Annotated in this window: 26 protein-coding genes; 14 read left to right on the top strand and 12 right to left on the bottom strand. The window is 66.9% G+C overall.

The window, feature by feature from the left end:
• Positions 1–59: 59 nt before the first annotated feature.
• Positions 60–1,292, top strand: coding sequence for a 5-demethoxyubiquinol-8 5-hydroxylase UbiM (ubiM, locus tag AC1Q5B_RS17120; RefSeq protein ID WP_492632680.1), 1,233 nt, complete (start codon positions 60–62; stop codon positions 1,290–1,292).
• Here the strand turns inward: ubiM and AC1Q5B_RS17115 are convergent, their stop codons facing one another.
• The 7 genes from AC1Q5B_RS17115 to AC1Q5B_RS17085 form a co-directional block, all read right to left on the bottom strand.
• Positions 1,293–1,835, bottom strand: coding sequence for an NADPH-dependent FMN reductase (locus tag AC1Q5B_RS17115; protein WP_492632679.1), 543 nt, complete (start codon positions 1,833–1,835; stop codon positions 1,293–1,295). It lies immediately after the preceding gene.
• Between the two features lie 29 nt (positions 1,836–1,864).
• Positions 1,865–4,126, bottom strand: a complete 2,262-nt coding sequence (locus AC1Q5B_RS17110) for a thiamine pyrophosphate-dependent enzyme (RefSeq protein WP_492632678.1) — start codon at positions 4,124–4,126, stop codon at positions 1,865–1,867.
• A gap of 8 nt (positions 4,127–4,134) precedes the next feature.
• Positions 4,135–4,791, bottom strand: a complete 657-nt coding sequence (locus AC1Q5B_RS17105; RefSeq protein ID WP_492632677.1) for a glutathione S-transferase family protein — start codon at positions 4,789–4,791, stop codon at positions 4,135–4,137.
• The gene (locus tag AC1Q5B_RS17100; protein WP_492632676.1) at positions 4,781–5,269 is read right to left on the bottom strand and encodes a nucleotidyltransferase family protein; all 489 of its coding nucleotides are present in this window, start codon (positions 5,267–5,269) and stop codon (positions 4,781–4,783) included. Before AC1Q5B_RS17100 ends, AC1Q5B_RS17105 begins: the two co-directional genes overlap by 11 nt.
• Positions 5,266–5,817 (bottom strand): GNAT family N-acetyltransferase, encoded by a 552-nt coding sequence (locus AC1Q5B_RS17095; protein WP_492632675.1) that lies wholly within the window; start codon positions 5,815–5,817, stop codon positions 5,266–5,268. The genes AC1Q5B_RS17100 and AC1Q5B_RS17095 overlap by 4 nt, the downstream gene beginning before the upstream one ends.
• Before the next feature lie 94 nt (positions 5,818–5,911).
• Positions 5,912–7,075: an acyl-CoA dehydrogenase family protein gene (locus tag AC1Q5B_RS17090; protein ID WP_492632674.1), complete on the bottom strand. Its 1,164-nt coding sequence runs from the start codon at positions 7,073–7,075 to the stop codon at positions 5,912–5,914.
• 147 nt (positions 7,076–7,222) lie between these two features.
• The gene (locus AC1Q5B_RS17085; protein ID WP_492632673.1) at positions 7,223–8,035 is read right to left on the bottom strand and encodes a glycine zipper 2TM domain-containing protein; all 813 of its coding nucleotides are present in this window, start codon (positions 8,033–8,035) and stop codon (positions 7,223–7,225) included.
• A 170-nt stretch (positions 8,036–8,205) separates the two neighbouring features.
• On the opposite strand from AC1Q5B_RS17085, the gene AC1Q5B_RS17080 reads away from it, so the two are divergent.
• Together AC1Q5B_RS17080 and AC1Q5B_RS17075 are read left to right on the top strand one after the other, a co-directional pair.
• Positions 8,206–8,424 (top strand): DUF6116 family protein, encoded by a 219-nt coding sequence (locus AC1Q5B_RS17080; protein WP_492632672.1) that lies wholly within the window; start codon positions 8,206–8,208, stop codon positions 8,422–8,424.
• A 3-nt stretch (positions 8,425–8,427) separates the two neighbouring features.
• Positions 8,428–9,195, top strand: coding sequence for a TatD family hydrolase (locus AC1Q5B_RS17075; protein ID WP_492632671.1), 768 nt, complete (start codon positions 8,428–8,430; stop codon positions 9,193–9,195).
• Here the strand turns inward: AC1Q5B_RS17075 and AC1Q5B_RS17070 are convergent.
• Positions 9,176–9,991 carry a tRNA threonylcarbamoyladenosine dehydratase gene (locus AC1Q5B_RS17070; protein ID WP_492632670.1) on the bottom strand — a complete coding sequence of 272 codons (816 nt, stop codon included), beginning with the start codon at positions 9,989–9,991 and terminating at the stop codon, positions 9,176–9,178. The genes AC1Q5B_RS17075 and AC1Q5B_RS17070 overlap by 20 nt on opposite strands.
• Before the next feature lie 76 nt (positions 9,992–10,067).
• On the opposite strand from AC1Q5B_RS17070, the gene AC1Q5B_RS17065 reads away from it, so the two are divergent.
• Positions 10,068–10,508, top strand: a complete 441-nt coding sequence (locus tag AC1Q5B_RS17065) for a cytochrome c (RefSeq protein ID WP_492632669.1) — start codon at positions 10,068–10,070, stop codon at positions 10,506–10,508.
• Between the two features lie 139 nt (positions 10,509–10,647).
• Positions 10,648–11,112: a glycine zipper 2TM domain-containing protein gene (locus AC1Q5B_RS17060; protein WP_492632668.1), complete on the top strand. Its 465-nt coding sequence runs from the start codon at positions 10,648–10,650 to the stop codon at positions 11,110–11,112.
• Between the two features lie 97 nt (positions 11,113–11,209).
• Here the strand turns inward: AC1Q5B_RS17060 and AC1Q5B_RS17055 are convergent, their stop codons facing one another.
• Positions 11,210–11,419 (bottom strand): cold-shock protein, encoded by a 210-nt coding sequence (locus AC1Q5B_RS17055; RefSeq protein WP_055944114.1) that lies wholly within the window; start codon positions 11,417–11,419, stop codon positions 11,210–11,212.
• 229 nt (positions 11,420–11,648) lie between these two features.
• On the opposite strand from AC1Q5B_RS17055, the gene AC1Q5B_RS17050 reads away from it, so the two are divergent.
• From AC1Q5B_RS17050 to AC1Q5B_RS17035, 4 genes are all read left to right on the top strand, one after another.
• Positions 11,649–12,134, top strand: a complete 486-nt coding sequence (locus AC1Q5B_RS17050) for a DUF456 domain-containing protein (RefSeq protein ID WP_492632667.1) — start codon at positions 11,649–11,651, stop codon at positions 12,132–12,134.
• A 70-nt stretch (positions 12,135–12,204) separates the two neighbouring features.
• Complete coding sequence (locus tag AC1Q5B_RS17045) at positions 12,205–13,380, top strand: phospholipase A (RefSeq protein WP_492632666.1); 1,176 nt, start codon at positions 12,205–12,207, stop codon at positions 13,378–13,380.
• Positions 13,380–13,799: an arsenate reductase (glutaredoxin) gene (gene arsC, locus AC1Q5B_RS17040; RefSeq protein ID WP_492632665.1), complete on the top strand. Its 420-nt coding sequence runs from the start codon at positions 13,380–13,382 to the stop codon at positions 13,797–13,799. The genes AC1Q5B_RS17045 and arsC overlap by 1 nt, the downstream gene beginning before the upstream one ends.
• A gap of 44 nt (positions 13,800–13,843) precedes the next feature.
• Positions 13,844–14,953, top strand: a complete 1,110-nt coding sequence (locus tag AC1Q5B_RS17035; RefSeq protein ID WP_492632664.1) for a sterol desaturase family protein — start codon at positions 13,844–13,846, stop codon at positions 14,951–14,953.
• A gap of 174 nt (positions 14,954–15,127) precedes the next feature.
• Here the strand turns inward: AC1Q5B_RS17035 and AC1Q5B_RS17030 are convergent, their stop codons facing one another.
• From AC1Q5B_RS17030 to AC1Q5B_RS17020, 3 genes are read right to left on the bottom strand one after another with little or no spacing between them, the layout of a single operon-like run.
• Entirely contained in the window at positions 15,128–15,766 is a 639-nt protein-coding gene (locus tag AC1Q5B_RS17030; RefSeq protein WP_492632663.1) for a glutathione S-transferase family protein, read from the bottom strand.
• A 17-nt stretch (positions 15,767–15,783) separates the two neighbouring features.
• Positions 15,784–16,230, bottom strand: coding sequence for a GNAT family N-acetyltransferase (locus tag AC1Q5B_RS17025; protein ID WP_492632662.1), 447 nt, complete (start codon positions 16,228–16,230; stop codon positions 15,784–15,786).
• 23 nt (positions 16,231–16,253) lie between these two features.
• A complete protein-coding gene (locus AC1Q5B_RS17020) occupies positions 16,254–17,771 on the bottom strand; it encodes a fumarate hydratase (protein WP_492632661.1) in 1,518 nt (505 codons plus the stop codon).
• A 115-nt stretch (positions 17,772–17,886) separates the two neighbouring features.
• Between AC1Q5B_RS17020 and AC1Q5B_RS17015 the strand changes: the two genes are divergently transcribed.
• The 5 genes from AC1Q5B_RS17015 to AC1Q5B_RS16995 all read left to right on the top strand — a co-directional run bounded on the left by AC1Q5B_RS17015 (position 17,887) and on the right by AC1Q5B_RS16995 (position 21,960).
• Complete coding sequence (locus AC1Q5B_RS17015; protein ID WP_492632660.1) at positions 17,887–18,774, top strand: RNA polymerase sigma-70 factor; 888 nt, start codon at positions 17,887–17,889, stop codon at positions 18,772–18,774.
• A 43-nt stretch (positions 18,775–18,817) separates the two neighbouring features.
• Positions 18,818–19,258: a carboxymuconolactone decarboxylase family protein gene (locus AC1Q5B_RS17010; protein ID WP_492632815.1), complete on the top strand. Its 441-nt coding sequence runs from the start codon at positions 18,818–18,820 to the stop codon at positions 19,256–19,258.
• A gap of 32 nt (positions 19,259–19,290) precedes the next feature.
• Positions 19,291–19,935, top strand: coding sequence for a trimeric intracellular cation channel family protein (locus tag AC1Q5B_RS17005; protein ID WP_492632659.1), 645 nt, complete (start codon positions 19,291–19,293; stop codon positions 19,933–19,935).
• A gap of 99 nt (positions 19,936–20,034) precedes the next feature.
• Positions 20,035–21,120 carry a sensor histidine kinase gene (locus tag AC1Q5B_RS17000; protein WP_492632658.1) on the top strand — a complete coding sequence of 362 codons (1,086 nt, stop codon included), beginning with the start codon at positions 20,035–20,037 and terminating at the stop codon, positions 21,118–21,120.
• A gap of 3 nt (positions 21,121–21,123) precedes the next feature.
• Positions 21,124–21,960, top strand: a complete 837-nt coding sequence (locus tag AC1Q5B_RS16995; protein WP_492632657.1) for a LytR/AlgR family response regulator transcription factor — start codon at positions 21,124–21,126, stop codon at positions 21,958–21,960.
• Positions 21,961–22,057 lie beyond the last annotated feature (97 nt).

Below are 22,057 nucleotides of genomic sequence, written 5' to 3'. Positions count from 1 at the left end.
TCAATGACGCCAGAACGCACGTGCCTAAACTGCGGTTACCCCGGCACGAGGACATGCGCATGCACCACGACGTCATCATCATCGGTGCCGGACCGGCCGGCCTGTGCCTGGCCAAAGCCCTGTGCGATCTCGACCTGAAAGTGGCGCTGGTGGAGCGGCAGCCGCGCGCAGCGATCGCCGAGCCCGCCTTCGATGGCCGCGAAATCGCGCTGACCCACGCCTCGATGCGGCAGCTGCGCGACCTCGGCATCTGGCAGCACCTGCCGGACGACGCCTGTTCGCCGCTACGTGCAGCGCGCGTGATGGAGGGCGACTGCCTGCACGACATGCGCATCGATGCCGACCTGGCCGGCAAGCCCGAGCTGGGTAGGCTGGTACCGAATCACCGCATCCGCGAGGCCGCATGGAAGGCGGTTCGCGACCTGCCGGGACTGGACCTGTTCGACGGCGCACGCATCCACACCGTCCGCACCGCCGACGATCATGCCTGCGTGACGCTGGGGGATGGCCTGCGGCTGGAAGCGCCCCTGCTGGTCGCGGCCGACAGCCGCTTCTCCGAAACGCGCCGCGCGATGGGCATCGGCGCGGACCAGCACGACTTCGGCAAGAGCATGCTGGTCTGCCGGATGCACCACGAACAGCCGCACCAGGGCGTGGCGTGGGAATGGTTCGGCCACGGCCAGACCCTCGCACTGCTGCCGCTGCAGGAGCATCTGGCCTCGGCCGTCGTGACCCTGCCCGACAGCGCGGCCAGGCGGCTCGCGGCGCTCGATGCCGACGCTTTCGCACGCGAAATGGAACAGCGCTATGGCCATCGCCTCGGCCACATGCGACTGGAAAGCAGCCGCCATGTGTATCCGCTGGTCGGCGTCTACGCACGACGCTTCGTCGGTCGCCGCTTCGCCCTGGTGGGCGACGCAGCCGTCGGCATGCATCCGGTGACGGCGCACGGTTTCAATCTCGGACTCGGCAGTGTGGAACGGCTGGCCGACACGGCGCGCGAAGCCTTGAAGTGCGGCGGTGACCTGGGGTGCGCCGAAGGTCTGGCCCGTTACGAACACCGGCATCGCCGGGGATCACGCCCGCTGTACCTGGCCACCCGGGCGATCGTCGAGCTGTACACCAACGACCATGCACCCGCACGCGTCGTGCGCGAAACCGTGCTGCGTGCCGGTCGGCGGCTGACGCCGTTCCGGCGTGTGCTGGCGCGCGCACTGGCGGACGAACGGCCCATGGACCGGCGTCCGTTGCAGCGCCTGCGCGATGGCCTGGCGCTGCTGCTTCCCGGCTGATCAGGCCAGCCAGGCCTCGAAACGATCGAGGAACAGCTGCAGCCGCTTGCGCAGACGCTCGTCCGCGATGGCGCCGTCGGCGTCGATCTGGCCCTCGCGGTACTGGATGGCGATCTCGGGCTGCGGCAGCACCGCGACGTCCACCGCTGCCAGCACATTGCGCAAATGCTGTTGGGCCGACACCGTGCCGTGCGCACCGGGCGACGTGCCGATCACGCCTGCCCTCTTTCCACCGAACGAATTGCTGCCGCCCGGCCGCGAGCCGATATCGATGGCGTTCTTCAACACCCCCGGGATGGAGCGGTTGTATTCCGGCGTGACGAACAGCAACGCGTCGCAGGCTTCCACCTGCCGCTTGAAGCGCAGGCCAGCCGCCGGGAAGTCCGCATCGTCATCCTGGTCGTACAGCGGAAGATCGCGGATGCCGATCTCCTCGAACGCGAAGCGGTCTCCCGCCAGGGCCTGAAGGGCGCCGGCCAGCTGGCGGTTGAAGGAGCCGGCACGCAGGCTGCCGATGATGAGGCCGATGCGGTGCGTGGACATGTCCGTTCCTCAGTACGTGGGGATGCCCATCATGCCAGCCGGTCCGCGGCCGCGACGATATCCTCGTCGCCCGGCAGCACCAGGAACGCCGCGCCCGCCAGCGGTGTGTAGGTGTCCGCACCCACCACGCGCTGGAACGGCCGGGCAAGGTAGCCCGCTTCCGCGATGGCGGTGATGACGCCTTCGCCCACGCCGGCGGCATGACGGCCTTCGTCGACGATCAGGATTCGCCTTGCCGTCTTCGCCTGCGCGGCGATGAAGTCGGCGTTGAGCGGTACCAGCCAGCGCAGGTCGACCACGCGCACCTTCCAGCCGTGCCTCTTCTCGATGCTGCGCGCGGCGCGCAGGCTCATCGGCACGCCGTTGCCGTAGGTGAAGATGACCAGGTCGTCCGCGTCCGTGTCATAGACGCGGCCTTCCCCCAGCGGCATCGCTTCGTCCTGCGGCGGATACGGGAACAGCCACTGCCCGTCGCCGGCTTCGTGCAGGTCCTTGGTCATGTACAGCGCGATCGGCTCCAGGAACACCGTCACCCGGCCATCGACTTTCGCCAGCGCCGCCAGCGTACGCAGCATCCTGGCGGCATCGTCGCCGCGCGACGGGCAGCCCACGACGAGGCCCGGGATGTCGCGAAGGGCCGTGATCGAGTTGTCGTTGTGGAAGTGGCCGCCGAATCCGCGCTGGTACCCCAGTCCCGCCATGCGCACCACCATCGGATTGCGGTACTGGTTGTTGCTGAAGAACTGCAGGCTGGCGGCCTCGCCGCGGATCTGGTCGCAGGCGTTGTGGAAGTAGGCCAGGTACTGGATCTCCGGGATCGGCAGCATGCCCAGGTTGGCGTAGCCCTGCGCCATGCCGAGGATCATCGTTTCGTCGAGCAGCGTGTTGAACACGCGGCTGCCCTTGAAGGCCTTCTGCAGGCCCTTGGTCACCGTGTACACGCCGCCCTTCTGCGCCACGTCCTCGCCGAACAGCAGCGTCTCGGGATACTTGCAGAACAGGTCGTGCAACGCGTTATTGATCTGGATGGCCAGATGGCGCGGCGGCAGCTTCTCCGGCAGCTTGTCCTCGCTGCCGAAGGCGGCGACGCGCTTTTCGTGCGGCGCCACGCGCATCGCCTCCTCCGCCACGGCGGCCGGCGTGTACGGCGCCAGCGGTGCCATCACGTGCTCCAGCGTGGTGATGCGCGGACGGGCATCGGCGTCCTCGGCGGCGGCGAAGCAGCGCTTACGCGTGGTCTCGTACAACGCCAGCAGCGCGTCCTTCGACAGCAGGCCGGACTCCAGCGCGATCGCCGCCGAACGCAGCAATGGATCGGTTGCCTCCACCGCGCAGAGTTCCTCCAGCGGACGCCATTCGATTTCGAAGTCGGTGCCGGCGTGCCCCATGATCCGCGTGGTGCGCAGATGCAGGAAGGTCGGGCGGCGCGTGCGGCGGCAATGCTCGACCGCCGCCTGCACCTGGCCATAACCCGTCGCCAGATCCAGGCCATCGGCGTGGAAATAGTCCAGGTCCTTGCGGTCGCGGAAATTCCGGCCGATCCAGCCGTCGGGCGTCTTCACCGAAATGCCGATGCCGTTGTCCTCGCACACGAACAGGACCGGCGCGGGGAGCTTCTGGTACGCGGTCCAGGCCGCCGCATTGAAGGCGGTCTGCGCCGTGGCATGGTTGCTCGAAGCGTCGCCGAACGAACAGATCGCAATGCTGTCGTCGGGGATCGGCAGCGCATGGCCGATGCGGCGCGCCTGTTCGATCGCCACCGCCGTGCCCAGCGCCTTCGGCAGGTGGGAAGCGATGGTCGAGGTCTGCGGCAGCACCCACAACGGCTTGCTGCCCCACACCTTGTGGCGTCCGCCGGACGCGGGATCCTCCGCGCTCGCGGCGAAGCTCAGCGCCGAATCCATCACCGGATCCATGCCCGGCAGCTTGCGGAAGCGCTCGGCCATGAAGCCGCCGCTGCGGTAGTGCAGGAACGCCGGATCGGTATGTCGCGTCAGCCGCGCGACCATCGCGTTGCCTTCGTGGCCGGAACTGCCGATGGTGTAGAAGACCTTGTTCTGCACGCGCAGCACGCGCGCCATCAGATCGAGATGGCGCGAGATCAGCTGGGATTCCAGCAATTCGATGAAGCCCGTCGCATCCAGCGCACTACCCGGCAGGACGGCGTCGCCGGGCACTGGCTTCGCACCGACGTGTCCGCTCCACTCCTTCACGAACTCGATGAAGTTCTGGTCGCAGATCTCGGCGCGGTTGAGGCCCTTCATGCGGGCCGGAATCGGGTTTGCAGTCATATGCTCGCTCAGGATCGGGAAGACGCCAGGCGCAACGCGACCTCGTCGCTGACACCCGGCATGGGAACGAACGCCGGCGTGGCGCGCACGCGCGCCAGCCAGTCGGTAATGCGGGGATACGCGGACAGGTCGAAACCGCCGTCGTCCGCGCAGTGCGTGTAGGCGAACAGTGCGATGTCGGCCACGCCGTACTCGGGACCGTTGAACCAGCGGGCGCCCTGCAGATGCTTTTCCATGACGGCCAATGCCTGGCTTCCCCGCTCCACCAGGCGCGGCAGGTCGGCGCGGCGTGGCGAATCCAGCGGCGTCCAGCCACGGATGAAGCGTGCGACCGCGATGTAGGGCTCGTGGCTGTACTGTTCGAAGAACAGCCAGCTCAACGCCTGCGCACGCTGCCACGCATCGGCGGGCAGAAACGAGGTGCCGTCGGCGAGCCAGCACAGGATGGCGTTCGATTCGACCAGGATGCCGCCATCGGGACGCTCCAGCATCGGCACCTTGCCGTTGGGATTCTTCGCTAGGTACTCGGGCGTGCGCGTCGCGCCGTTCGCACTGTCGATCTCGACCCAATCGTAAGGACGCCCCAGCTGTTCGAGTAGCAGGCGCACCTTGTGGCAGTTGCCCGACGTGGACATGCCGTAGACGCTGACGGGCTCAGGCGACATGGCTGTGCTCCAGGAAATTGGCGATACGGCCGGCCTTGGCGAGATCCTTCGCCCGGCCGAACAGGATGAAGATGCGTTGCTGCTCGGCAAGTGTCGGCACGCGGAGGGGATACCCGCCGACGTCGACACGCAGGTCGTGCAGCACCCGCAGCGGCTGCCAATCGCCTGCCGTCATCACGTCCAGCGCGCCCATGACTTCCAGCGGCATCGGCAGGTGGGCGAAGCGCGCGAACGTGGAACGGAAGCGCGAGCCGTCCTGTGGCCGGTAGGCGGGATCGACATGCGGCGCCCACGCCGCCTGTAGCCTGATGGCGTCCGCCCGGCTGCACAGCACATCGATATCCTGCGGCGCTACGTCGGGCACGCCGGCAAGCGCCATCGCGGCACTGCCGATGATCCACCAGGGATCGCGCAGCGTCCGCGCCAGCTCAGGCATGGCGTCGTGCAGGCCTGCGTGCAGCGCGGAGGTCGGTGTCACGGGTTCGTGACCCCGCGTGCTCGCCACTGCGTCCGCGTCTGGCCCCAGACCTCGACCGGCTTCTCGTGATGCGGTTCGGGAAGCCGATCCATGCGCAGGTAGCCGGAACCCAACTTGGCGGCCACGGCCTTGGAATTGGCGTTCTGCGGATCGATGGTATGGATGACCTCGCTCCAGCCCAGATGATCGAACGCCCAGCCGATGCTGACCAACGCCGCTTCGGGCGCATAGCCCCGACCCCAAGCTTCGCGGGCGATGCTCCAGCCCACTTCCGTTCCCGGCCAACCCTCAGGCTGCCACGGACCTACGCGCCCCACCCAGCGACCGCTCGCCTTCTCGATCACCGAGAACATGCCGAAGCCCTGCAGATGCCAGCTACCGAGCGTCGCCGCCAGACTGCGCCATGCCGGCGAACGTGCCAGCGTGCCGCCGATATAGCGCGTGGCCTCCTCGTCGGCGGCGAATGCCGCCCAGGCTTCGTAGTCGTCCCGCCGCGGCAGGCGCAGCAGCAGACGCGGAGTTTCAAGCTGGAGACTGGAAAGGTCCATCGATACCGCACCATCCCCCCAGAAAGACCGGACGCATCACGAGCGGCGACGCTCGACGTTCCCCGCACCTCACTCCCGTTCGGGAGGCCCGACGTCAAAAGGCGTTGATGCCCGTCAGTTCGCGGCCGATCACCAGCTGGTGCACGGTTTCCGTGCCCTCGTAGGTGATGACCGATTCCAGGTTCAGGGCATGGCGGATGGCGGCATGTTCTGTAGTGATGCCCGCGCCACCCAGCAGGTCGCGGCATTCGCGCGCGATGTCGATCGCCATGCGGCAGTTGTTCCACTTCGCCAGCGAGACCTGCGACGGCGCCATGGTCCCGGCATCCTTCAGGCGACCCAGCTGCAGCGACAGCAACTGCGCCAGCGTGATGCGGCGGGCCATCTCGGCCATCTTGATCTGCGCGCTCTGCGTCGCCGCTACCGGGCGGTCGAACAGGATGCGTTCCTTCGTATAGGCCAGCACCTCGTCCAGGCAGGCGATGGCGGCGCCGATCGGCCCCCAGGTGATGCCGTAGCGGGCCTGCGTCAGGCAACCCAGCGGACCCTTGAGGCCCTTGACGTTCGGTAGACGGCTGCTGTCGGGCAGGCGCACGTTGTCGAAGAACAGCGCACTGGTCACCGAGGCGCGCAGGCTCATCTTGTGCTTGATCTCCTGGGCGGTGAAGCCCGGCGTGCCCTTTTCGATCAGGAAGCCCTGGATGCCGTCGTCGGTCTGCGCCCAGACGATGGCGATGTCGGCCAGGTTGCCGTTGGTGATCCACATCTTGGAGCCATTGATCACCCAGTCGTCGCCATCGCGGCGTGCATGGGTTTTCATGTTGGCCGGATCGGAGCCGCCATGCGGCTCGGTCAGGCCGAAGCAACCGATGACCTTGCCCGCCGCCATGTCGGGCAACCAGCGCTGGCGCTGCTCTTCGCTGCCATAGGCGTAGATGGGATACATGCACAGTGAGGACTGCACGCTGACAAAGCTGCGGATGCCACTGTCGCCACGCTCCAGTTCCTGGCAGATCAGGCCGTAGCTGACCGCGTTGAGGCCGGCACAGCCGTACTTTTCCGGCAGCGAGGAGCCCAGCAGGCCCAGTTCCGCGATTTCCGGCACGAGTTCCTTGGGGAACCGGCCCTGGTCGAAGGCGTCGCCGATGAGGGGGCGCACGCGCTCGTCGGTGAAGCGGGCCACCGCGTCCTGCACGGCGCGCTCCTCTTCGCTCAGGAGGGAACGGACATCGAACAGGTCGTACGGATTCAGGGCCATTGCGCTTCAACCGGCGGGAGTCGTTCACCGCATTGTATGCGGCACCCCTCGGCAGCGGTAAGCGCCAGTCCGCAAAGCAAAGGCCGGCGAAACGCCGGCCTTTGCGGGGTGCCACGTTGAAACGCAGGCCCTCGCGGGGCCGACGCGTCAGCCCTTGCCGGGCGCGTCGACGCTGGCGGTCTGCGTCACCACCTGGCCGTCGATCACCGGCAGGCGGTCGCCCGGCTTCTGGTCCAGACGGATGGTCTTGTCCTGTCCGTCGAAACGGTAGGTCACGTCATAACCGATGACCTTGTCCGTCGTACCCATCGCGATACGGTTACCCGGCTTGCTGTCCATGCGCATCGTCCCTGTGGAACCGTCGGGATTGCGATAGGTCACGTTGTAGCCGGTAACCCGAGAAGACTCGGACGTCGCATTCTCGGTATGGCACTGGCGCTCGGTGCGATTGACCACGCGACCACCCACGTGGCGCTTGTCGACCTGGTTACCGATGGCGCCGCCCGCCACGGCGCCGGCGACCGTCGCCGCCTTCTTGCCGTTGCCGCCGCCCACCTGATTGCCGAGCAGGCCACCGATCACCGCACCGGCCACGGTGCCGCCAACGTTGCCGTCGCGCTCGGGCAGACGCTCCTGCACGACCACGTCCTGGCAGACCTCGCGCGGCGTGCTGGTGTGGGTGGTTTCGCGCACCGCCTCGGTACCGATCACCGTGGCGTACAACTTTTCCGAACTGGTGATCGGATCGGCCTTCACCACCGTGGCGTACTGCAGCGTACCCGTCGGAATCTCGTTGCCGGTCGCCGCCACGTCATCGGCGATCAGGGTGCCATCGGCCGCTGTGACCAGGCCACCCTCCGTCGGGCTCTTGTCGCCTCCCTTGAGGAAGGCCGCAGTGGCCACGCCACCGACCAGCAGCGCGCCGACGGCGACCAGAATCGTAGTGGTATTGCTCTTCATCGCTGCCTCCATGGGGGCTTGCCCCGGTTCATGCTGGGCATCATTGCACCATTGCCAACCTGAACAAAGCACCCGAGAACGCACGCGAAAGCGAACGAAAAATGAACGCTTCAATGACGCACCGATCATGCTAGCGTGACATCGTTCCACACGCAGATGAGACTTCCGCCATGCCGAACCCGTTGCTGCTGCCGCTGCTCGAGTGGGCGAGAAAATTGCGCTATCCGACCTTGTTCAAGATCACCGCCTCGCTCTTCCTGATCACGCTGTTCCTGCCCGATCCATTCCCGTTCGTGGACGAAATCCTGTTCGGCCTGGGCACGCTGCTGCTCGCCAACTGGAAGCGACGCAAGGATCCACCGCCCTCGATCGAGCCCTCCCGGCGCTGATTCATGCTGGTCGACAGCCACAGTCATTTCGACGCGCCCGAATTCGACGCGGATCGTGATGCGGCACTGGCGAGGGCGCGCGCGGCGGGCGTGACGCGCCAGGTCGTACCGGCCGTATCGGCTTCGACATGGGCGAAATTGCGCGATGTCTGTGCGCTCGATACAGGGCTGTTTCCCGCCTACGGCCTGCATCCGATGTACTTGGGCGAGCATCGCCCGCACCACCTGGACGAACTGCGCGACTGGATCGAACGCGAGCGGCCGGTGGCCGTTGGCGAATGCGGGCTGGATTTCTTCGTCGACGGCCTGGATGCGGACGAACAACGGCGCTATTTCGACGGGCAGTTGACGTTGGCGCGCGCGTTCGACCTGCCGGTGATCGTGCATGCGCGGCGAGCAGTGGACGCGGTCATCGCTTCGATCAAGCGCGTGGGCCCTCTTCGCGGCGTCGTGCACAGTTTCTCCGGCAGCCCGGAGCAGGCGCGCCAGCTGTGGCAGTCGGGCTTCCTGATCGGCTTGGGCGGGCCGGTCACCTACGAACGCGCGAACCGCCTGCGCACGCTCGCCCGCACCATGCCGCTCGAGTTCCTGCTGCTGGAGACCGACGCGCCGGACCAGCCGGATGCCGGCATCCGCGGACAGCGCAACGAGCCCTCGCGACTGTCGGCGGTATGCGAGGTGATCGCAGGACTTCGCGACCAGTCACCCGCCGAGATCGCCGCGGCAACGACGCGCAACGCCGAGAGGCTGTTCAATCTGGCGTCCGACTGACGCTTGCTCTCGCCGGCTTGGCCAGCAGTTCCAGCGCCTTGCCCACCATTGCGAACGCGAAGGCGCCGGTGATGTGGGTGGCCGCACCCAGGCCGACGCCGCAGTCGAGCTTCAGCGCGACATCCGCGCCCAGTTGCGGACGCAGGCCGCAGACGCTGCCATCGGCTTGTGGATACTTGACGTTCTCGAGCGAATAGACCGCCTGCACGCCGAAGTAGCGGTCCTTGTTCTTCGGGAAGTTGAACTCGGCGCGGAGTTTCTTGCGTACCAGCGCCAGCAACGCGTCGTGTTCGGTGCGCGACAGATCGCGCAGCCGGATCTGCGTAGGGTCGGTGCGGCCGCCGGCGGATCCCGACACCACGATCGGCAGCTTGCGCCGACGGCACCAGGCGATCATCTCCACCTTGACCCGGAAACTGTCGCACGCATCGAGCACCAGATCGAATCCGCGATCCAGCAGGTCGGCCATGTTGGTCGACGTGAGGAATTGCGGCACTGCGTCGATGCCGATCAGCGGATTGATCGCACGGCAGCGCTCGGCCATCGCCTCGGCCTTGTTGCGTCCATAGTGACCTTCCAATGCGGGCAACTGGCGATTGGTGTTGGAGACGCAGATGTCGTCGGCATCGATCAGCGTCAGGTGTCCGATGCCGGACCGCGCAAGCGCCTCCACCACCCACGAGCCCACCCCCCCCATTCCCACCACGGCCACACGCGCGGCGGCGTGGCGCTCCACTGTGCCCACGCCATACAGCCGGTCGATACCGGCGAACCGGTCCCTGAGTTCTTTCTTCATGCCACCAGTGTAAGCCGTGGCGCAAACCGTGACGGGCGTCGTACCATCGCGGCGTCATCCACAAGGAGCCCGCCGCATGGCCAGCCAGCCCGAGACCAAGAAGCCGTCCGCCGCTTCGCGTTACCTGTTCCTGTTCCTCATCGGCCTGGTGGTAGGTGCCATCTGCACGGTCATGGCGTTGCGGGCGATCCAGGCACGGCAGGATCGCTTTCCCGACAGTGTGATGCACGTGATGGCCAAGCATTCCGGGCTGCTGGCCGACAAGGTCAAGCAGAACCGCTGCGCCGCCACCGACACCATCCCCCATGTGCGTACGTTGCGCGCGATGGCGAACGACCTGGACATGGCCTTCCCGGGCATCGCGGACGACGCGCGCTTCAAGACCCACACCAGCCAGTTCCGCGCCGATCTCGACGCCGCCTTGAGTGCGCCGCCGACCGACTGCGCTGCGGCCGGCGCCCTGGTCGAAAAGATCGGTGGCGACTGCAAGGCCTGTCACCAGGATTTCCGCGGCTGAGTCGCGTCAAACGGCTGAATCGCTGCTGACATCCGGGCCGCGCAAGCGGCCCGATTGTCGTCATGTTCACGCCGCGATGTGGAGCATGCGACGCGAAGGGACCGCATTGCGCGATGGCCCACTATCCCAGGAGACACTCATGAACATGCGTCTGCTCGCCATCGGCCTGACCGCCACCGTTGCACTCGCAGGGTGCGCCAGCACATCGCCCGGCTACAACAGCGGCGGTTACGGCACCGCACCCGCCAACCGGTATTGCGCGGACTGCGGCATCGTGGAGCGCATCGACGTGGTGCCGTCGGGCCGCAGCGCCCCGTCGGCCACGGGCGCGGTGCTGGGCGGCATCGTCGGTGCCGTCGCGGGTCGCCAGATCTCCGACCGCACCGGTGGCAGTGAAGGCAACAAGAACGTGTCGACCGTGGCGGGCGCCGTCGCCGGCGCCGCCGCCGGCAATGCGATCCAGAACCGCACCACCGGCGACACCTACAACGTCACTGTCCGGATGGACGACGGCCGTCGCGTGACGATCAACCAGCACGATCTCGCGGGTGTTCGCGAAAACACTTACGTCCGCATCCAGAACGGGCGCGTGGTGATCCGTTGATCCGCCCCTGATTCCCGCAGACAAAGAAAAAGCCCGGCGGCTGCCGGGCTTTTTCTTGCGGAGCACGCGCCGTAGCGCGGTTCGGCTTTCCTTCGCGTCAGACCGGCTGCACGGCGTCGGCCTGCAGGCCCTTCTGGCCCTGCACGACGGTGAAGCTGACCTTCTGGCCTTCCTTCAGGCTCTTGAAGCCCTGGGTCTGGATGGCGCGGAAATGCACGAACACGTCTTCACCATTCTCGCGGCTGATGAAGCCGAAGCCCTTGGCATCGTTGAACCATTTGACGGTTCCGGTTTCACGATCAGACATCTACTTGCTCCTTGAAACGGGTGGTGGTTACGCCTGCTGGGCGGCTGGTTGCAAGGAGGAAGCGAGGTACAAGGATGCAGCGGATCATGGATCTACCCCATCAGGCCACGATTCACGGTGACCTTGGCAACGGCAGCGAGCGCACGGTAACCCGGCATTTGGCAAAATGCAAACGCTTGAACGGAAAAGTCAAGCCCCCAGCAACCCATTGATTCCCTAGGAGATTTGATTGGACATCCAGACGCTCTATTACGCCCTAGCGGTGGTGCTGATCCTGGTCGGCATCGCCGGCGTGATCCTGCCCGCCCTGCCCGGCCTGCCGCTGGTGTTCGCCGGCATGCTGCTGGCGGCGTGGGCGGGCGACTTCCAGCAGATCGGCTGGGTGACGCTGGTGGTCCTGGGGCTGCTGACCGCCCTGTCGTTCGCCGCCGACATCTTCTCCACCGCGATCGGGGCGCAGCGGGTCGGCGCAAGCCGCAAGGCGTTGTGGGGCACGGTGATCGGCACCTTCGCCGGTCTGTTCTTCATGCCCATCGGCCTGTTCGCCGGCCCCTTCGTCGGCGCGCTGGTGGGCGAGCTGTGGCATGGACGCGAGCTGGGACAGGCTGCCAAGGTCGGCCTCGGCACCTGGCTGGGCATCGTGCTGGGCGTGGTGCTGAAGCTGGGCCTGACCTTCGCGATGCTGGGCCTGTTCGTGTTCGCCTGGATCTTCTGAAGGTCGCTTGGGCGCCCTTCGTCACCGGTCGGCTGGCAGAATGGCGCCCTGTCCCCGTTCGAGTCTCCGCATGATGCCTCGCACCCGCCTGCTGCCTCTGGTCCTCGGCATGACGGCCCCGTTCGCCGGCCAGGCGCAGGAGAGTCCGCCGGCCACGACGCCGGCTGAAGCCTGCCTGCTGCTGGAAAACGATGCCGCCCGCCTCGCCTGCTATGACGACGCGCTGGGCCGTACCGCCGCTGATACCCGCCAGGCCGACGCTCAGGCACTCGCCGCGAAGCAGGCGGAAGCCGAGGCCCGTGCCAAGGCGCGCGCCGACGCCGATGCCGCCAAGGCCGCCGACCTGCCGTTGAGCGAGCGCGCCCGGCGCCGCATGGGGGCGTGGTTCCGGGTCGATGAGGCACAGGAAGCCGACCTGATCGCCAACGCCGGGCGTGGCTCGCTGCTCGACAGCCGCTGGGAACTGGCCAAGGACTCCAAGCTCGGCGTGTTCCAGTTGCGCGCCTACAAGCCCATGTACCTGCTGCCGGCGTTCTGGACCAGCCAGGTCAACGAGACGCCCTCGTCCCCGAACCCGGACAACACGGTCACCGAACCGCAGGACCTGCAGGACATCGAGGCGAAGTTCCAGCTGAGCTTCAAGACGAAGTTCGCGGAAAACGTGTTCGGCGACAACGGCGACATCTGGGGTGCGTACACCCAGAGCTCGCGCTGGCAGGTCTACAACGGCGAGGAGTCGCGCCCGTTCCGCGAGACCAACTACGAACCGGAAGTGATGCTGGTGTTCCGCAACAATTACAGCATCGGCGGATGGAAAGGCCGCATGACCGGCATCGCGCTCAACCACCAGTCGAACGGGCGCAGCGATCCGCTGTCGCGCAGCTGGAACCGCGTCATCGCCACCTTCGGCCTGGACCGGGAGAACTGGGCACTGGTGCTGCGACCGTGGTATCGCGTGCCGGACGGCAACGACGACGACAACCCCGATATCGAGAACTACATCGGCCGCGGCGACGCGATGCTGACCTATGCGCGCAACGGCCACGTCTTCACCGTGCTGGGCCGGCATTCGTTGCGCGGCGGCGATGAATCGCACGGTGCGGTGCAGGTGGACTACGGCTTCCCGATCAACCGCGCCTTCCGCGGCCACGTGCAGGTCTTCCATGGTTATGGCGAAAGCCTGATCGACTACAACCACAAGGCGACCTACGTGGGCCTGGGCATCTCGCTGCTGGATTGGTACTGATGGACGACGTCACGATCTACCACAATCCCGCCTGCGGCACCTCGCGCAATACGCTGGGCCTGATCCGCAACGCGGGCATCGAACCCCACGTGATCGAGTACCTCAAGACGCCCCCCGACCGCGCCACGCTGCTGGCGCTGATCCGTGCGATGGCCGTTCCGGTCCGGGACGTCGTCCGCGCGAAAGAGGCCGCCTACCGCGAGCTCGGCCTCGCCGACGCCGACGACGAGGCCCTGATCGACGCCATGCTGGCGCACCCGGTGCTGATCAACCGGCCGATCGTGGTCACCGCGCGGGGCACGACGCTGTGCCGGCCTTCCGAACGCGTGCTGGACATCCTGCCGCAGCCGCAGCGCGGCGCCTTCAGCAAGGAAGACGGCGAACGGGTCGTCGATGCGGCCGGAAACCGCCTTGCCTGACGTAAGATCCTGCGCAGGAATCGCACCGCCTGCCAGGACGCTTCATGTCACGCCAACGCCGCTCGTTCTTCGCCTACTCCGCCGCCCTGCTCGGCCTGCTCAGCCTGATGGCGGTGGCCTGCTTCCACTTCCCGGAACTGCTGACCAGCAGGGAGTTCCGTGCCGCCTACAACGAACAGTTCGCCCGCCACCTGCTGCTGGTGGGCCTGGCGGCGGCGTTCGCGATGGGCACCTGGGCGATCCTGCGCGACCGCAACAAGCGCATCGCCCTGATCGGCGTCGGCAGCGCCACGCTGGCGGTGCTGCTGGGCGGCACCAACGTGCAGTTCGATGCAATCGGCAAGACGCCGTATTCGCTGGGCCTGGACTGGTTCGTCATCTCGCTGTTCTTCTCGGCACTGGTGTTCGTACCGCTGGAGCACTACCTGGGCAAGCGCCGGATCTCGCCGCTGCGCCCGGGCTGGCGCACCGACGTCACTTACTTCTTCATGAGCCACATGCTGGTGCAGTTCATCCTGATCCTGGTGACCGCGTCGACGTCGACCATCGCCGGACTGGCCGCGTTTCCGGCGCTGAAGGATGCGATCCAGTCGCTGCCGGTGTGGGCGCAGTTCCTGATCGCGGTGTTCGTCGCGGATCTCGCGCAGGCCTTGCTGCATCGCGCCTACCACAACATCCCGTGGCTCTGGCGCTTCCATGCCGTGCATCATTCCAGCCGCGAGATGGACTGGCTGGCTGGCTCGCGCATCCATATCGTCGAGATCGTGCTGACCCGCAGCGCGGTGCTGCTGCCGCTGCTGATTCTCGGCTTCTCGACACCGGCGGTGAACGCTTACGTGATCCTGGTCGGCCTGCAGGCCGTGCTGGCGCACGCCAACCTCGGTCTCCGCTTCGGCTGGCTGGAGTACCTGCTGGTGCTGCCGCGCTACCACCACTGGCACCACGCGCGGCACAAGGACTACCTGGACGTGAACTACGCCATCCACCTGCCGCTGGTGGACATGCTGATGGGTACGTTCAAGCTGCCGCCGAAGCAGGAAGACTGGCCCGAGGAATACGGCGTGATGAAGCTGGAGACGGTGCCGCGCGGGATTCTGCGCCAGCACCTGATGCCGTTCCAGGGTGGCAAGAAGTTCGACGAATACGTGGACTGAATGCGCGCGGCGTTGCCTGTTGTAGGAGCGACGTGAGTCGCGACCGCGCGCCATGGCAGCCGCTGGCGCCATTTCAGTCGTTGCGCATCGGCATTGCCATTCGCGAACCAGAATCGATGCCACCCAGTGTCCGCGGTCGCGACTCACGTCGCTCCTACAGAGAGCAGTGACCGATTACGTCCAGTCCGTCAATCCTTCCCTGGCATAGACTTCCTTGAAACTCGGCAACGCCTTCATGCGCTGAGCGTAAGCCTGCAGCACCGGCCAGGTGTCGGTCGGCCTGGGCATGTTGCGCGACCAGCGCATCAGCATGGTCAGCAGGAAGTCCGCCGCACTGCGCTGTGCGCCCAGCAGGTAAGGGCCGTGAGTCTCCAGATGGTCGGCGACCTGCCCCCACGCCTTTTCCAGCTTCGCCCGCGCGTGATCCTGCGTGGCCTGGAGGTTGGCCTCGCCGGCGATCTCGTCCGAGTAGAACCAGGCGCGATAGGCGGGCATCAGCGTATTGGCGCAAAACAGCATCCAACGGTAGTACTGCGCACGCTGCGTGCTCGCCACGGCGGGCGCCAACGCCGCGCGCGGGTGGGTGTCGGCCAGGTGCATCAGGATCGCCGCGGTCTCGGTGATCACCTGTCCGTCCATCACCAGCGTGGGCACCACGCCGGCAGGATTGAGCTTCAGGTAGTCGTCGGATTTCTGGTCGCGCTTGTCGAAATCCAGCTCGTGCAGTTCGTGCGGGATGCCCAGCTCGATCAGCAGCCAGTGGACGACCAGGCTGGCGGTGCTGCGGGAGTAGTAAAGCGTGGTGGTCGACATCGCAAACTCCGGATAGGTCAGGACTTGACTGGCAGGGACTCGCGCAGGTGCAACAGCGGAAACGGATTGCCACTGCCATCCAGCGGCGAGCGTCCTTCCACCTCGAATCCCTTGGCCAGGTAGAACGCCAGCGCCGCGGGATTCTGTTCGTTCACATCCACGGTCAATGCTCCCTTGATCGCCCGCGCATGCTCGAGCAAGCCGCCCCCACAACCGCGACGGAAGTACGCAGGCGCAACAAACAGTGCTTCAACATGCGCATCGGACAATCCGATGAAACCGGCGAGGTCGCCCTCGCCCGCCATCACCCAGATCTCGAGGTGCTTCAGTGCCGCATCACGCACGACCGGCAGCAACGCCTCTACGTCGCGTTCCGTCAGGAAGCCATGTGTCGCACGCACGGACGCCAGCCACAAGGCCAGCAGGGCCGGATGGTCTTGCGTGGTGGCCGGTCTGATGCGCAAGCCAGCGTGGGACACGGGCAGCGTCAGGCCACTACCACCGGAATCTTCCCGATCCGCGCCTGCCATTCCTTTGGCCCCGTCTGGTGCACCGACGTGCCCTGCGAATCGACGGCGACGGTCACCGGCATGTCCTGCACGGTGAACTCGTAGATCGCCTCCATGCCCAGGTCGGCGAAGCCGACGACCTTGGCCGCCTTGATCGCCTTCGACACCAGGTACGCCGCGCCCCCGACCGCCATCAGGTAGGCCGACTGGTGCTTCCTGATCGCCTCGATCGCCGCGGGGCCGCGCTCCGCCTTGCCGACCATGCCCAGCAGGCCGGTCTGCGCGAGTACCTGCTCGGTGAACTTGTCCATGCGCGTGGCCGTGGTCGGGCCGGCGGGGCCGACGACTTCGTCGCGGACCGGATCGACCGGGCCCACGTAGTAGATGAAGCGGCCCTTCAGGTCGACCGGCAGCGACTCACCCTTGTTGAGCATGTCGACCATGCGCTTGTGCGCGGCGTCGCGGCCGGTCAGCAGCTTGCCGTTGAGCAGCAGCACTTCGCCCGGCTTCCAGCTGGCGACATCGGCCTGGGTCAGCGTATCGAGATCGACACGGCGGCCCTTGGAGGCGTCGTAGGTCAGTTCGGGCCAGTCTTCCAGCGACGGCGGATCCAGCATCACCGGACCGCTGCCGTCGAGGGTGAAGTGCGCGTGGCGGGTGGCCGCGCAGTTTGGGATCATCGCCACCGGCAGGTTGGCGGCGTGGGTCGGATAGTCCTTGACCTTGATGTCGAGCACCGTGGTCAGGCCGCCCAGGCCCTGCGCGCCGATGCCGAGCGCATTGACCTTCTCGTACAGTTCAAGCCGCAGTTCCTCTGCACGGTTGCTGGCGCCACGGGCCTGCAGGTCGGTGATGTCGATCGGCTCCATCAGCGATTCCTTCGCCAGCAGCATCGCCTTCTCGGCGGTGCCGCCGATGCCGATGCCGAGCATGCCCGGCGGGCACCAGCCGGCGCCCATGGTCGGCACGGTCTTCAATACCCAGTCGACGATGGAGTCGGAGGGATTGAGCATGGCGAACTTCGACTTCGCTTCCGAACCGCCGCCCTTGGCCGCGACGATCACGTCGACGGTGTTGCCCGGGACGACCTTGACGTTGACCACGCCCGGCGTGTTGTCCTTCGTGTTGGTGCGCTTGCCGGCCGGATCGGCCAGCACGCTGGCGCGCAGCTTGTTGTCCGGGTGGTTGTAAGCGCGGCGCACGCCCTCATGGACCATGTCTTCCACGCCCATGGTGGCGTCGTCCCAGCGCACGTCCATGCCGATCTCTAGGAAAACGGTGACGATGCCGGTGTCCTGGCAGATCGGGCGATGGCCCTCGGCGCACATGCGCGAGTTGATCAGGATCTGGGCGATGGCGTCCTTGGCCGCCGGCGATGCCTCGCGCTCGTAGGCAGCGGCGAGGTTCTTGATGTAGTCGACCGGATGGTAGTAGCTGATGTACTGCAGCCCGTCGGCGATGGACTGGATGAGGTCTTCTTGCTTGATCGAGGTCATGGGACGTAAAGGCCGGGGGCTGCCGGTGGGGTAGCGGGCGGAAGCGCCCATTTTAGGCCAAAGTGAACGCTCGACCGGTTGTCACGCCACGCCGCCCTGCCCCGTCTTTGGTCGCATGAACCCCGAAACCACCTTCGAAGCCCACCGCGCCCGCCTGTTCGGGCTGTCCTATCGCCTGCTCGGCAGCCGCAGCGATGCCGAGGACGTAGTCCAGGACACCTGGCTGCGCTGGCAGCAGATCGACCGGACTGGCATCCGCGATGCCGAAGCCTGGCTGGTGACCGCCGCCACCCGCCTCGGCATCGACCGCTTGCGCGCGGCGCGCGTGCAGCGCGAGCGTTATGTCGGCCCCTGGCTACCCGAACCCGCCGAGATCGACGAGTCCCCGACGCCCGAACACTCGGCCGAGGTCGCCGAACAGGTGTCGCTGGCCTTCCTGGCCGTGCTTGAGCGCCTGGGACCCGAGGAACGCGCGGCCTTCCTGCTGAAGGAAGCCTTCGACTACGACTATGCGCAGATCGCGCCGCTGCTCGGCCAGAGCGAAGCCAACTGCCGGCAGATGGTGCATCGCGCCCGCGAGCGCGTGCAGGCGGGGCGTCCGCGCTTCGACGTGGCGCCGGAACACCATCGCCAATTGCTGGAGCGCTTCATGCACGCCGCCCGGCGTGGCGACCGGCCGGCGATCGCCGCCCTGCTGCGCGAAGACGCGAGGCTGGTGTCCGATGGCGGCGGCAAGGCGGCGGCGGTCATTCGCCCGCTGCTGGGCGCGGTACGCATCGCACGCCTGTTCTGGGCGGCTTACCGCCGGCAGGATCCGGCGATCGCCTGGCGCATGGGAGCCGTCAACGGCGAACCGGCCATCCTTCGTTACCGCGATGGCCGGTTGACGGCGGTGATGGTCGCGATCAGCGATGGCGAACGCATCAGCGAGCTGCTTACCGTCGCCAATCCCGACAAGCTGGGCGTGGGTGTCACGCCGCAGGACGATGGCGCGTCCTGGTAGTGAAGGTGGCCATCGTGGCCACCATAGAGGCACTGCCATGAGCATGAAGTTCCATCGCGTCGACTATCCGAAGTACGTCCCCGAAGCCTTCCGCGGCCTGTATGCCACCAGCACCGCGGTGCACAACGGTTCGCTCGGGAAGGAATTCCTCGAACTGGTGTTCCTGCGCGTCTCGCAGATCAACGGCTGCGCGTACTGCATGGACATGCATGGCAGCGCCCTGCGCAAGGCGGGCGTGGAGCCTCGCAAGCTCGACACGCTGGCCGGCTGGCGCGACAGCCGCTTTTTCGATGCGCGCGAGGGTGCGGCGCTGGCCTGGGCCGAGCAGTTGACCACGCTCGCTTCCGGCGCGCCGGCCGACACGACGTATGAAGCCTTGAAAGCGCATTTCGATGAGCAGGGGATCGCCGAACTGACCATGGCCATCGCCACGATCAATGCGTGGAACCGGCTCGGCGTGGGCATGCAGCCGATCCTGCCCTGACCGCAGGCGCGCCAGAGCGCACAATGGGGACCATGGAAACCCTGGTCCTCATCCTCGACCTGGTCGGCACGTTCGTATTCGCGCTCAGTGGCGCCATGCTGGGTGTGCGGCGCCGGCTCGACCTCTTCGGCGTACTGGTGCTGTCGTTCGCTGCGGCGACGGCGGGCGGCATCACCCGCGACCTGCTGATCGGCGCCACCCCGCCCGCAGCGCTCAGCGATTGGCGCTACCCGGTGACGTCGCTGGCGGCCGGCGTGGTGACGTTCTTCCGCGCGCCGCTGATCGAAAAGCTCCGCAACCCCGTGCGACTGTTCGACGCGATGGGCCTGGCGCTGTTCGCCGTGGCCGGCACGCGCAAGGCGCTGGAATACGGCATCTCGCCGCCGATGGCCGCCGCGATGGGCATGCTGACCGGCATCGGCGGCGGCATCGCGCGCGACGTGCTGCTGGCACAGGTGCCGCTGGTGTTGCGCGCCGAGCTGTATGCGGTCGCGGCCCTGGCGGGCGCGCTGGTGGTGGCATTGGGCCATTGGCTTGCGCTCCCCGCGCTGCCCTGTGCCCTGGTGGGGGCGGGCCTGTGTTTCGGCCTGCGCATGATGGCGGTGACCTATGGCTGGCAATTGCCGGTCGCCCTGCAGTCCGGCGGTGACGGCGAACCGCCTGGACCACTGAAATGACCCACGGATGCGCCCAAGCGTGCGGGGTCGCCGACAAGCCGTGAGGGCCGGCGACGGCGGGGGCGGTAGCATGGCGCCACCTGCGTCCCGATCGACATCATGGCCATCGCCACCTCCCATCCGCTGGCCCTGCCGCGCCAGCACGTCTTCTGGCTGCTGCACCTGACCGGCTGGAGCGCTTATTTCGCCCAGGGCTGCCTGTACGCCGTCGCCCACGGCAAACCGTCCGGATACTGGGTCGTGCCGGCCACCGCCGCGACCATGGGCGCGCTGGTCACGCTGGGCCTGCGCTTTGCGCTGAAGCGCTACTGGAGCCTGCCGCCGCGCCGCCTGCTCGCACTGATGATCCCGCTGGTGCTGGCCAGTTCGGCGCTGATCGACTTCGTCACCCGGGAAGTGCTGGTCGATTTCTGCGAGACCTGCAAGCCGGCCACGCAACTGGAATTCATCGCCTACTCGCTGGGCTACATCTACGTGCTGCTGGCCTGGGTGGGCGCCTACATGGGCATCAAGTACTACCAGCAGCTGCAGAACGAAACCGAGCGCGCCCTGGCCGCGCGCAGCATGGCCCACCAGGCGCAGCTGAAGATGCTGCGCTACCAGCTCAACCCGCATTTCTTGTTCAACACGCTCAACGCCATCTCCACCCTGATCCTGGACCGCGACAACGCCACCGCCAACCGCATGGTGCAGAGCCTGTCGTCGTTCCTGCGCCACTCGCTGGACAACGACCCGATGCAGCGCGTCACGCTGCGGCAGGAACTGGACGCGCTGACGCTGTACCTGGACATCGAGAAGATCCGCTTCGCCGAACGCCTGCGCATCGAGACCGGCATCGGCGAGGACTGCTGGCGCGCGTTGCTGCCCAGCCTGCTTCTGCAGCCGCTGGTGGAGAACGCCATCAAGTACGCGGTCGCCAAGCAGGTCGCCGGCGGCCTGCTCCGGATCGAAGCGGAACGCGACGGCGACCAGCTGGTGCTGCGGGTGACCGACGACGGCCCCGGCTGCAGCGCCCTCGAAGGCGACCAGCTGCCGCCCGGCAAGGGTGTGGGCCTGCGCAACACGCGCGAACGGCTGCACGTGCTGTACGGCGAGGCGAGCGGTTTTTTTGTGCGCAACCTCGAACGCGGTATCGAAGTGACGCTGCGCCTGCCCTTCGAAACCTCGCAGACGCTGGGAGACTGACGCATGGACGCCAGTGCCAGTGCGCCGCTGCGCGCCATCATCGTCGACGACGAGCCGCTGGCCCGCCGCGGCCTGGAAATCCGGCTCGCCGCCCACCCGGACGTGGCGATCGTCGGCCACTACGGCGACGGCGCGTCGGCCATCGCGGGCCTGCGCGAACACCGTCCGGACCTGATGTTCCTCGACGTGCAGATGCCGGGGATGGACGGTTTCCAGACCCTGCGCGCGGTCCCCGCCAGCGAAATGCCGCTGGTGGTCTTCGTGACCGCCTACGACCACTACGCCATCCGCGCCTTCGAGGCGTCCGCCACCGATTACCTGCTGAAGCCGGTGGAGGAGTCGAGGCTGGCCCAGGCGCTGGTCCGCGTGCGCCAGGCGCGCGCGCAGCGCGAGGCCAGCGGCCACTGCGCCCACCTGCTCGGCCTGCTGGGCGAACTCAGCGGCCGGCCGCCGCTGGATCTGGATGAGGCCCTCAAGCCCGACGCGCTGGACCTGCTGCGCCGCGAAGAGAAGCTGGCCGTGCGCGATGGCGGCCGTACCGTGCGCGTGGACCTGCACAGCATCCGCTGGATCGACGCGGCGGGCGACTACATGTGCATCCATACCGATGGCGATGCGCCGAATGGCACTACCCTGATCCTGCGCGCCACGATGCGGGAACTGGAGAAGCAGCTCGATCCGCAGCGCTTTCCCCGCATCCACCGCTCCACCATCGTCAACGCCCGCCGCGTGGTCGAGCTGCGTCCGCACACCAATGGCGAGAGCTTCCTGCGGCTGGACTGCGGGCAGGAACTGAAGCTGTCGCGCAGCCATCGCGACAAGCTGGCGATGCTGCTGTAGGGGCGTCTGCCTGCTGTAGGAGCGACGTAAGTCGCGACGGCACGTACCGAGCTCCATCGAATCCCTGTAGGTGCGAGGAAGCTCGCGCCTGCATGCG

This window comes from Pseudoxanthomonas sp. GW835-FHT14C01 (assembly GCF_058793715.1).
Note: the sequence above shows the minus strand (reverse complement) of the source record. Positions and strands in the feature narration are given on the sequence as shown.

Coding starts and splice junctions, on each gene's coding strand:
- ubiM (WP_492632680.1), top strand. CDS start 60: ATGCACCACGACGTCATCATCATCGGTGCCGGACCGGCCGGCCTGTGC.
- AC1Q5B_RS17115 (WP_492632679.1), bottom strand. CDS start 1,835: ATGTCCACGCACCGCATCGGCCTCATCATCGGCAGCCTGCGTGCCGGC.
- AC1Q5B_RS17110 (WP_492632678.1), bottom strand. CDS start 4,126: ATGACTGCAAACCCGATTCCGGCCCGCATGAAGGGCCTCAACCGCGCC.
- AC1Q5B_RS17105 (WP_492632677.1), bottom strand. CDS start 4,791: ATGTCGCCTGAGCCCGTCAGCGTCTACGGCATGTCCACGTCGGGCAAC.
- AC1Q5B_RS17095 (WP_492632675.1), bottom strand. CDS start 5,817: ATGGACCTTTCCAGTCTCCAGCTTGAAACTCCGCGTCTGCTGCTGCGC.
- AC1Q5B_RS17090 (WP_492632674.1), bottom strand. CDS start 7,075: ATGGCCCTGAATCCGTACGACCTGTTCGATGTCCGTTCCCTCCTGAGC.
- AC1Q5B_RS17085 (WP_492632673.1), bottom strand. CDS start 8,035: ATGAAGAGCAATACCACTACGATTCTGGTCGCCGTCGGCGCGCTGCTG.
- AC1Q5B_RS17080 (WP_492632672.1), top strand. CDS start 8,206: ATGCCGAACCCGTTGCTGCTGCCGCTGCTCGAGTGGGCGAGAAAATTG.
- AC1Q5B_RS17075 (WP_492632671.1), top strand. CDS start 8,428: ATGCTGGTCGACAGCCACAGTCATTTCGACGCGCCCGAATTCGACGCG.
- AC1Q5B_RS17070 (WP_492632670.1), bottom strand. CDS start 9,991: ATGAAGAAAGAACTCAGGGACCGGTTCGCCGGTATCGACCGGCTGTAT.
- AC1Q5B_RS17065 (WP_492632669.1), top strand. CDS start 10,068: ATGGCCAGCCAGCCCGAGACCAAGAAGCCGTCCGCCGCTTCGCGTTAC.
- AC1Q5B_RS17060 (WP_492632668.1), top strand. CDS start 10,648: ATGAACATGCGTCTGCTCGCCATCGGCCTGACCGCCACCGTTGCACTC.
- AC1Q5B_RS17055 (WP_055944114.1), bottom strand. CDS start 11,419: ATGTCTGATCGTGAAACCGGAACCGTCAAATGGTTCAACGATGCCAAG.
- AC1Q5B_RS17045 (WP_492632666.1), top strand. CDS start 12,205: ATGATGCCTCGCACCCGCCTGCTGCCTCTGGTCCTCGGCATGACGGCC.
- arsC (WP_492632665.1), top strand. CDS start 13,380: ATGGACGACGTCACGATCTACCACAATCCCGCCTGCGGCACCTCGCGC.
- AC1Q5B_RS17035 (WP_492632664.1), top strand. CDS start 13,844: ATGTCACGCCAACGCCGCTCGTTCTTCGCCTACTCCGCCGCCCTGCTC.
- AC1Q5B_RS17030 (WP_492632663.1), bottom strand. CDS start 15,766: ATGTCGACCACCACGCTTTACTACTCCCGCAGCACCGCCAGCCTGGTC.
- AC1Q5B_RS17020 (WP_492632661.1), bottom strand. CDS start 17,771: ATGACCTCGATCAAGCAAGAAGACCTCATCCAGTCCATCGCCGACGGG.
- AC1Q5B_RS17015 (WP_492632660.1), top strand. CDS start 17,887: ATGAACCCCGAAACCACCTTCGAAGCCCACCGCGCCCGCCTGTTCGGG.
- AC1Q5B_RS17010 (WP_492632815.1), top strand. CDS start 18,818: ATGAAGTTCCATCGCGTCGACTATCCGAAGTACGTCCCCGAAGCCTTC.
- AC1Q5B_RS17005 (WP_492632659.1), top strand. CDS start 19,291: ATGGAAACCCTGGTCCTCATCCTCGACCTGGTCGGCACGTTCGTATTC.
- AC1Q5B_RS17000 (WP_492632658.1), top strand. CDS start 20,035: ATGGCCATCGCCACCTCCCATCCGCTGGCCCTGCCGCGCCAGCACGTC.
- AC1Q5B_RS16995 (WP_492632657.1), top strand. CDS start 21,124: ATGGACGCCAGTGCCAGTGCGCCGCTGCGCGCCATCATCGTCGACGAC.